Consider the following 8,185-nt stretch of genomic DNA (forward strand, 5'->3'; position numbering starts at 1 on the left):
CTGGCCCAAACTCCTCCACAAACTCACCAACCTCACCTACAAACACACCACCGCCACCCAACACGCCCTCACCAACCTCCACCACCACCTCACCAACAACGCCGCCGAATAACAGCGCCGAATTACAGCGCCGGAAACCACAGACAGAAACAGGAGGGCCTCATGCAGACCGCCGTCGAAATCCCCGCGCTGCCGGCCGATCACGCCGTCACCGCCACCGATCACACCGCGACCACGGACGACTTCGCGCGTCTTGCCATCACGGTCCACCAGCCCGCGACGCCCGACCCGGCGCGGCCGCTCGTGGTCCTCGTCCACGGGTGGGCCGCCTCTCGGACGGTCTGGCACAGCACCGCGAGCCAGTTGGCCGCGGCGGGGCACACCGTGGCCACGTACGACCAGCGGGGGCACGGCTCGTCGACGGTCGGGCGGGAGGCGATCGGCATCGAGCGGCTCGCGCGGGATCTGGACACCGTCGTGGGGACGCTGACGACGCCGGAGCGGCCGGTCGTGGTGGTCGGGCATTCGGGGGGCGGCTATGCGGCGCTCGCCTGGGCCGCGCAGTTGTCCGCGGCGCGGCCGGCCGATGCGGGCAGGCGGATCGCCGGTCTGGTGCTGGTGTCCACGGCTTCGCACGGGCAGGAGACCCCGGCGAACGAGGTGAAGATGATGGGTTCCCAGCTGTTCAGCCGGGCGCTCCGGACGCCGTGGCTGGGGCGCAAACTGCTCGGGCAGACGCACGGGCCGCGGGCGACCCTGGAGGCCCGCGAGGCCAACCGCCGGCTGTTCGCCCGTACGCTGCCGCAGACCCGTGCCGCCTGCTTCGCCTCGACGCAGGAGATGGACCATCGGGCCGGGCTCGCCGGGATCACGGCGCCCACCGTGGTGATCACGGGTACGGAGGACAAGGTCGTGAAGCCGAGCTTCAGTCAGGAGCTCGCCGCCGCGCTCCCGCAGGCAACGCTGCACGAGGTGCCGGGGACCGGGCACATGCTGCCGCTCGAAACGCCCCGGTTCATCGCCCACCACACCCACCAGCTGGTCCTGGCCGGCCGCTGACCGCCGTGACCACCACCGCTCCCGCCGGCGTCCTGGGCTCGCTGCTCCCGCCGTACGTCCACTGCGCCGAGGCGTTCGGCACCCTGGATGCGGGCCGTCTCCACCCTTCGGAGGCGGCCTACATCCGGGACCGGTCCCCGCGCCGCCGGCAGCAGTTCACCACCGCCCGGACGCTGGCCCGCCGGGCCCTCGCCGAGTTGGGCCATCCGCCGGTGCCCCTGTTGCCCGGGCCCGGGGGTGCGCCGCAGTGGCCCTCGGGTGCCGCGGGCAGCATCACCCACACCCGCGGCTACACCGCCTGCGCCGTGACGAGTACCGGTCGGCACGTTTCGCTGGGCATCGACGCCGAGCCCGTCCGGCCGCTCCCGCACGGGGTCCTGGACCTCGTCAGCTGCCAGGACGAGCGGCGGGGGCTCGCCGCGCTCCCGGTGGGCGAGGTCCCCTGGGACGCCGTGTTCTTCAGTGCCAAGGAGGCGGTCTACAAGGCCGTCCACCCGCTGACCCGCCGGTGGACGGCGCTGGCCGCGATCACCGTCGCGGTCCACCCCGACGGCACGTTCACCGCCCGGCATCCCCACCACGACGACGTCGGCACGGGTCAGTGGGGCGTGCACCGGGGCATTCTGATGACCGCGCTCGCCCTTCCGCCGACGGCGTGAGCGCGGGCGTGCGGGTGCCCGGGTGCGCGGCGGGGCCGGGGGGCCGCACGGTCACGCCCCGGGCGACTGCCGGCCGGAGGGGAGCGTCAGCGGGGGTCCGACGCGAGGGATCTCCGCGGGGATCCGGCCGGGATCGGGACCGAACGACGTGAGGCCCCGCGCACCAGCGCGGGGCCTCACGCGGTCGATCCGGGTCGCCGGGACCGGCCGCCGTCACGGCGCGATGGCGTAACAGAAGAACCGACCCTGCTGGGTGACACTGGCACCGGTTCCGTTGTCGGTGACGGTCACCTGCAGGGTGGCCGCCAGGTTCGTCCGGCACGGGCCGTAGGCGCTCGGGGCGGTGCGGCCGGAGAAGAAGCCCGCGTTGCTGACCGCACTCCACGAGTAGCTGTAGTTCCCGCTGCCGCCGGTGGCGTAGGCGTCGCAGGACCAGACGCTGTTGCCGGAGTCGCAGAGCACGGTGACGCTCGGCGCAGCGTCCGCGTGGGCGGGGGCGGCGAGCCCGAGGGTGGCGAGGGCGAGCAGCGGAGCCGCGAGGACTCCCAGGCGCCTGGTCGAGGTCTGGAGCACGGAGCTGGTCATCTGACCTCCTGTATCGGGGTGTTCGGGTCGAGCGGGAACGAGTGTGCAGCGCGCACAGAATCTTCACAACCCCTGATCCCCGAACGCCGGACGGGCTACGTCCGGGTCATTACGCACGGAGTGGTGCCGCCTCGGTAGTCCCCGTCGTACCCCGGCCGTGACGAACGGTCGGCGCCTTCGTCGCGGTCAGGGCGCCAGCGGGCCGCCCGGGGTGAGGGCCAGCCGGGTGAAGCGCTCGGCGATCAGGCGGTGGGCCTCCGGGGAGGGGTGGAGGCCGTCGGGGTGCGGGTGGGTGCCGTAGTCGGGCTCGCCGTAGAGGGCGAGCCCGTCGAGGTGGTGCAGGGCGAGGTCGCCGTCGGCGCGGCGTTCGGCGACGATGCGGGCCAGATGCTCACGGATGACGGTGAGAGTGAGGCGGCCGGCGGCGCGTTCGGCCGGGTCGCCGGTGGCCCGGAAGCGGAGGGTGCCGCTGCTGAAGTCGGGGGCGAGCGGGCCGGGGGTGTCCTCGTGGATCGGGCAGAGCAGCGGGGAGACGACGAGCAGCGGGGTGGTCGGGTGGCCCTCGCGGACGGTGTCCAGGAAGCCGTGGACGGCCGGGGTGAGGGCGCGCAGCCGCATCGCGTCGCTGTTCACGAGGTTGATGCCGAGCTTCAGGCTGATCAGGTCGGCGGGGGTGTCGCGGATGGCGCGGGCGGTGAAGGGGTCGAGCAGGGCGCCGCCGCCGAAGCCGAGGTTGACCAGGTCGAGCCCGGCGCCGTTGGCCACCAGGGCGGGCCAGGTGCCGGTCGGGTGGTTGGCGTTCGAGCCGTGGCTGATCGAGCTGCCGTGGTGCACCCAGCGCTTGCGCGGGCCGGCCGGGACGGGCTGCAGGGGTGCGTCCGTTTCGAGCGCGATCAGTTCGGTGGTCTCGGTGTGCGGGAGCCAGAGTTCGACGGTCTTGTCCCGGGCGGGCAGGCCGGTGAACCGGGCGCTGCCGGGCGGCCCTTCGGTGAACTCGAAGCGGCCGGTGGCCAGGTCGACGGTGCGCAGGTTGCCGCCGGGGACGGTGGCCTGAGCTGCGAGGACGCCGTCGACGAGGAGGTCGTAGACCCCGTCGGGCACGTCGGGGACGCCGGGGTAGGCGCGTTTGGTGGGGACGGCGTGCAGCGTGACCGCGGTGGCGCGGGTGCGGAAGGCGAGGCGGACGCCGGAGGGCTGGGCCTCGGCCATCGCGAGCTGGTCGTCGGGTATCTGTCGGCGGGCGCCGGCGGGTAGCCGGTGCGGCAGCAGGCCTCGGCGGGTGTGCTCGACGTCGAGGTGGCCGTGCAGCAGGTCCTCGGTGACGGGGGTGGTGATCGTGGTCATGGCGCTCGCGTCTTCTCCGGGTCGGTGTACCGGCGGGGGCAGCAAGGCGCGCCGCACGGGCGGTTCAGGGGGTCGGGCGTTCAGGCGGTCGGCCGTTCAGGCGGTCGGGCGGGCGCCGCCCTGGCGCAGCAGGGTGTCGAGGGAGTCGATGATCCAGTCCCAGGACTGCCGGGCGTCGACGGCGGTGTGGCTGAAGCCGCCGGCCGCCTCCAGGCTGATGTAGCCGTGGAAGACGCTGCCGAGCATCCGGACCGCGTGGGTCTGCTCGGGCTCGGTGAGATCGTAGCCGCGCAGGATCGCCCGGGTCATCTGGGCGTGCCGGACGCCCGCGCTGGCGGCGGCCGTCTCGGCGTCCAGGCGCAGCCGGGTGGCGTCGTAGCGGCCGGGGTGGCGGGCCGCGTAGTCGCGGTAGGCGTCCGCGAAGGCGCCGAGCGCGTCGCGGCCCGCCCGGCCGGCGAGGGCGTCGGCGACGAGGTCGGCGAGTTCCTCCAGGGCGTACAGGGCGATCCGGGTCTTGAGGTCGTGGGAGCTCTTGACGTGCGAGTACAGGCTGGCGGTCTGGACGCCGAAGCCGCGCGCCACGGCGGCGACGGTCACCTGCTCGAACCCGACCTGGTCGGCGAGTTCGGCGCCCGCGACGACCACGCGTTCGACGGTCAGTCCTGCCCGTGCCATGTGTTTCCTCCCGTACCGGCGCGCGCCGACGCGTCGGCGCACTGGTACGCCGACGCACTACGGCCAGTATGGGATTACCTAAACGATTTAGGCAAACGGGAAAGCACTATCGGACGGAGGCCCCGGCCTCCGCCCCGGCCTCCGCCTCAGCCCGCCAGGATCACCGTCTCCGCCGGGCCCGAGAAGCCCACCGGCTGCGGCGGGGTGCCCGTGGCGGCGAGGCGGCGGTGCTCCTGCGGGCTGATGCCGCGCACCCGCTTGAACGCCGCCGAGAGGGCGAAGGCGTTGCTGTAGCCGACCTTGCGGGCGGCGAAGGCGACGGTGCACTCGGGCTCGCGCAGCAGGTCGGCGGCGACGGCCAGGCGCCAGCCCGCGAGGTAGGCCATGGGGGGTTCGCCGACCAGGGCGGTGAAGCGGCGCGCCAGGCCGGCCCGGGAGACCCCGACCCGCTGGGCGAGTTCGGCGACCGTCCAGGCGGTGGCCGGATCGTCGTGCATCATCCGCAGGACCGGGCCGACCACCGGGTCGTGCTGGGCGCGGTACCACGCGGGGGCACCGGAGTCGGGGGCGGCGAGCCAGGACCGCAGGACGGAGACCACCAGCAGGTCGAGGATGCGGTCCAGGACGAGCTCCTGGCCGGGCTCGTTGCGTCCTATCTCGGCGGCCAGCAGGTGCACGAGGGTGTCGTCGGCGCCGGTGCCGGCGGGACGCACCAGCAGGGCGGGCAGGCAGCCGAGCAGGCGCTGGCCGATCTCGTGCTCGGCCTGGTAGGTGCCGGAGAGGACCACCGAGGAGGCCATGTCGCCTTCACGGCCCTGCCCCCAGGTCCGGACGCCGAGCGACATCACCTCGGAGACGTCCACCCCGCCCTTGGTGCAGACCTGGCCGGGGCCGACGATCACGTCCACCGGCGTGTCCGGGTCGTCCGCGACGGTGTACGGCTCCGGGCCGCGCACGATCGCCACGTCACCCGGGTGCAGCAGCAGCGGGGTGCCGCGCTCGGGCAGGATCCACGCGGCGCCGCGGACCATCGTCACGACCGAGAGCGGGGCCCGGTCCTCGATCCGCAGCGACCACGGCGGGGTGAGGATCGACCGCAGCAGGAACGCGCCGCGGGCCTTGGGGCCGTCGAGGAGTCCCGTCAGAGTGTCCATGCCGACAAGTGTAGACGGCAAGACATCATTTGACGGCTCGTCATTTGAGGGACTCTTGAGTGATCGAGGTGGCTCGCGGGCGTCAAATGCCGGATGATCTGCCCACGGGGGTAGGGAGCGACACGCAGCGACAGCGACGCAGCGATACCGACAGCGAGAAGTGAGGGGCTCACGACGATGGAAACGGCACGCACACTCGTCCTGGTGGCGGCCACTGTCACCTGTGGACTGACCGCCGGACTGTTCTACGCCTACGCGTGCTCGGTCATGCCCGCGCTCGCCCGGGTCGAGGACCGGACCTTCATCGAGGTCATGCAGCGCGTCAACGTGGCGATCCTGAACGGCTGGTTCGTCCTCGGCTTCGTCGGCGCCCTCCTGACGACGGCGGCCGCGGTCGCCCTGCACCTGCCCTCGGACGGCCACGACGTGCTGCCGGCGACCATCGCCGCGCTGGTCCTGTACGTCGCGATGATCGGGGTCACCCGCTCGGTCAACATCCCGCTGAACGACGAGCTGGCCGCCGCCGGTACGCCGCAGCGGATCGCCGACCCGGCCGGCGTGCGCGGCCGCTTCGAGGCGCGCTGGGTGCGCTTCAACGTGGTGCGGGCCCTGCTCTCGACGGCCGCCCTCGGCTTCCTCGCCTGGGCGCTGGTCCTCAACGGGCAGAGCTGACCGGGGTCCGCCGGCCTTCCGGGTCCACCCGACGGCCTTCGGGCTTCACCGAGGGCCTTCGGACTTCACCCGACGCCACCCTGGGCGGCCTCAGCCGCACAGGGTGGCGAAGCCGTACCCGCGCGCCTTGAGCGTGGAGATGACGGCCGGCAGCGCGGCCACCGTCTGACTGCGGTCGCCACCGCCGTCGTGCAGCAGGATCACCGACCCGGGGCGGACGCTGTTCAGCACCCGTGAGCGGATCGCCGCCGTCCCCGGGCGGGACCAGTCCGCCGGGTCGACCGACCAGAGTACGACCTGCTTGCCGAGCGCCGCCGCGTGCGAGCGCACGGTGGCGTTGACCGCGCCGTACGGCGGGCGCAGGCAGGTCGGGGTGCGGCCGGTCCGGGCGCGGATCGCCCGGTCCGTGGCGCTCACCTGAGAGTCGAGCGCGGAGCCGGAGAGCCTGCGCAGGTCCGGGTGCGACCAGGAGTGGTTCTGCACGCTGTGCCCCTGCCTGGCGACCTCCGCGGTCAGCGCGGGGTGGGCGGCCACGTTCTGCCCGATCTCGAAGAAGGTCGCGCGCACCCCGTAACGGGCCAGCGCAGCAAGGACCTTGGGCGTGTAGGCGGAGCTCGGCCCGTCGTCGAAGGTGAGGTAGACGACCTTTCCGCCGCCCGTGCCGCCGGCCGCGGCTTCCGCCGGTGCGGCAGGCAGCGCGACCGCCGCACCCGCCGCCAGGGCGACGGCGAGCACGCCGACCGCCGTCCGGATCGCCGCGAGCTTCCCGCGCCTGCCGAGTCGTACGGACATGCCTGCCCCCTGCGGTCGGAACTCCGGTGCCGACGGCCAGTCTGCTCCGACGGCAGGGCGACCGCGACCCGCCGGGTGGCGGAACCGGGCGGATCCGGCCAGGTCCGGCCGGCCGCACGACGGGCCGAACCGGACGGACTCCGCACGACGTTCGCCACCGGTCACGGCCGGGCACGCGCGGTTCCGAGCCGGCGAATGCGGGCGGATGCCGGGGGGTGCGGGCGGATACGGCCCGGGCGCTCCGGGTCCACCGGCACGTCGAGCGCCCCCGACGGGCTCCGTCGGGGGCGTCGATCGCGTTGCGGGGCGGCCTCGTTCAGCGCCCGGAGCGCCCGTGCAGCACCAGGGATCGGGTCAGCGCGAGCAGACCGCCCGTGCACAGCGCGGTGCGGAGCATGTTGACCGGCACCCAGCTGTCCGCGAAGTGCGCCCGCACCGAGGCGAAGTCCTGGATCTGGGACGGGTCGCCCGCCGCCGCCAGCTGGTTGTTGAGCGGGATGTTGACGCCCATCGTCACCATCAGCGCCACCACGTACAGCGCCGTCGCCAGCGCGGCCCACAGCGCCGCCTGCCGCCGGCCCGCCTTGTGCAGCAGCCACGCCGCGACACCCGTCGCGACGAAGGCGCCGACGAAGACCAGTCCGAACATGCCGTTCTCGATCGACTTGTTGATGTGCTGCATCGCCGTCACGTACGTGCGGTCGTCACTCGCCGCCAGGCCCGGCATGACCGACACGTCGAAGGCGAAGAACAGCCCCGCCATCAAACCCATCGCGACGGTGGCACCCACCAGCAGCGGCCCGGTGGCCTTGCTGCGCGTGGCGGGCGCGCCCGCGCCGCCCGGGGCGAGGCCGGTGAAGGTCTGTGAAGCGGTGTAGGAAGCAGGAGTCGCAGTCTGGTGTGTGCTCATTGGTGATCCTTCGGTTCTCCCCGGTCCCCGCCCTGCGCGGGGACCCTCCCGGCACCCGGCGCACCGGCCTCCTCACCGCTCCCGGCCGCAGCCGGGGTGGACGATCAGGCGGCCGGCGCCGCCCGGCACCGACGATCTACTGAACTGCCGTACGCACGGCAGGTGTTGCTCTCCAGGTGGGACGGGTCCACCGAGTCCGGCGGGTAGGCCGGTTCAACCACGGGCCTGCAGCCGGTCACGCGTTCCACACGCCCGAGGCTGCGGCTTCCCGGGCGTAGTCCGCGAAGTCCCGCGGCTCACGACCCAGCGCCCGCCGCACCCCGTCACCCAACGAC

At 73.5% G+C, this 8,185-nt stretch carries 9 protein-coding genes and 1 pseudogene; 3 read left to right on the forward strand and 7 right to left on the reverse strand.

Annotation, left to right across the window (positions count from 1 at the left end; translation table 11 throughout):
* The first annotated feature begins 162 nt into the window (after positions 1–162).
* Both ACIGG8_RS42465 and ACIGG8_RS42470 read left to right on the forward strand, forming a co-directional pair.
* Positions 163–1,059, forward strand: a complete 897-nt coding sequence (locus ACIGG8_RS42465; protein WP_396553937.1) for an alpha/beta fold hydrolase — start codon at positions 163–165, stop codon at positions 1,057–1,059.
* A 5-nt stretch (positions 1,060–1,064) separates the two neighbouring features.
* Positions 1,065–1,718 carry a 4'-phosphopantetheinyl transferase gene (locus tag ACIGG8_RS42470; RefSeq protein WP_396553938.1) on the forward strand — a complete coding sequence of 218 codons (654 nt, stop codon included), beginning with the start codon at positions 1,065–1,067 and terminating at the stop codon, positions 1,716–1,718.
* Between the two features lie 213 nt (positions 1,719–1,931).
* Here the strand turns inward: ACIGG8_RS42470 and ACIGG8_RS42475 are convergent, their stop codons facing one another.
* The 4 genes from ACIGG8_RS42475 to ACIGG8_RS42490 all read right to left on the reverse strand — a co-directional run bounded on the left by ACIGG8_RS42475 (position 1,932) and on the right by ACIGG8_RS42490 (position 5,476).
* Entirely contained in the window at positions 1,932–2,303 is a 372-nt protein-coding gene (locus ACIGG8_RS42475) for a hypothetical protein (RefSeq protein ID WP_396553939.1), read from the reverse strand.
* A 186-nt stretch (positions 2,304–2,489) separates the two neighbouring features.
* Positions 2,490–3,647 carry an SGNH/GDSL hydrolase family protein gene (locus tag ACIGG8_RS42480; RefSeq protein WP_396553940.1) on the reverse strand — a complete coding sequence of 386 codons (1,158 nt, stop codon included), beginning with the start codon at positions 3,645–3,647 and terminating at the stop codon, positions 2,490–2,492.
* 96 nt (positions 3,648–3,743) lie between these two features.
* Entirely contained in the window at positions 3,744–4,322 is a 579-nt protein-coding gene (locus tag ACIGG8_RS42485; protein ID WP_350526800.1) for a TetR/AcrR family transcriptional regulator, read from the reverse strand.
* Positions 4,323–4,468: 146 nt separating this feature from the next.
* Positions 4,469–5,476, reverse strand: coding sequence for an AraC family transcriptional regulator (locus tag ACIGG8_RS42490; protein WP_350526799.1), 1,008 nt, complete (start codon positions 5,474–5,476; stop codon positions 4,469–4,471).
* A 204-nt stretch (positions 5,477–5,680) separates the two neighbouring features.
* Here ACIGG8_RS42490 and ACIGG8_RS42495 point away from each other — a divergent pair, with 204 nt between their 5' ends.
* Positions 5,681–6,148, forward strand: a complete 468-nt coding sequence (locus ACIGG8_RS42495; protein ID WP_350526798.1) for a DUF1772 domain-containing protein — start codon at positions 5,681–5,683, stop codon at positions 6,146–6,148.
* 90 nt (positions 6,149–6,238) lie between these two features.
* Here ACIGG8_RS42495 and ACIGG8_RS42500 read toward each other — a convergent pair whose 3' ends face one another.
* From ACIGG8_RS42500 to ACIGG8_RS42510, 3 genes and pseudogenes are all read right to left on the reverse strand, one after another.
* Positions 6,239–6,940: a polysaccharide deacetylase family protein gene (locus ACIGG8_RS42500; protein ID WP_396553941.1), complete on the reverse strand. Its 702-nt coding sequence runs from the start codon at positions 6,938–6,940 to the stop codon at positions 6,239–6,241.
* 316 nt (positions 6,941–7,256) lie between these two features.
* Positions 7,257–7,850 carry a DUF1772 domain-containing protein gene (locus ACIGG8_RS42505; RefSeq protein WP_396553942.1) on the reverse strand — a complete coding sequence of 198 codons (594 nt, stop codon included), beginning with the start codon at positions 7,848–7,850 and terminating at the stop codon, positions 7,257–7,259.
* Between the two features lie 235 nt (positions 7,851–8,085).
* A pseudogene (locus tag ACIGG8_RS42510) lies at positions 8,086–8,185 on the reverse strand (NmrA family transcriptional regulator); the annotation flags it as partial.

The organism is Kitasatospora sp. NPDC085464 (assembly GCF_044541955.1).
Classification (GTDB): Bacteria; Actinomycetota; Actinomycetes; order Streptomycetales; family Streptomycetaceae; genus Kitasatospora.

Coding starts and splice junctions, on each gene's coding strand:
- ACIGG8_RS42465 (WP_396553937.1), top strand. CDS start 163: ATGCAGACCGCCGTCGAAATCCCCGCGCTGCCGGCCGATCACGCCGTC.
- ACIGG8_RS42475 (WP_396553939.1), bottom strand. CDS start 2,303: ATGACCAGCTCCGTGCTCCAGACCTCGACCAGGCGCCTGGGAGTCCTC.
- ACIGG8_RS42480 (WP_396553940.1), bottom strand. CDS start 3,647: ATGACCACGATCACCACCCCCGTCACCGAGGACCTGCTGCACGGCCAC.
- ACIGG8_RS42485 (WP_350526800.1), bottom strand. CDS start 4,322: ATGGCACGGGCAGGACTGACCGTCGAACGCGTGGTCGTCGCGGGCGCC.
- ACIGG8_RS42490 (WP_350526799.1), bottom strand. CDS start 5,476: ATGGACACTCTGACGGGACTCCTCGACGGCCCCAAGGCCCGCGGCGCG.
- ACIGG8_RS42500 (WP_396553941.1), bottom strand. CDS start 6,940: ATGTCCGTACGACTCGGCAGGCGCGGGAAGCTCGCGGCGATCCGGACG.
- ACIGG8_RS42505 (WP_396553942.1), bottom strand. CDS start 7,850: ATGAGCACACACCAGACTGCGACTCCTGCTTCCTACACCGCTTCACAG.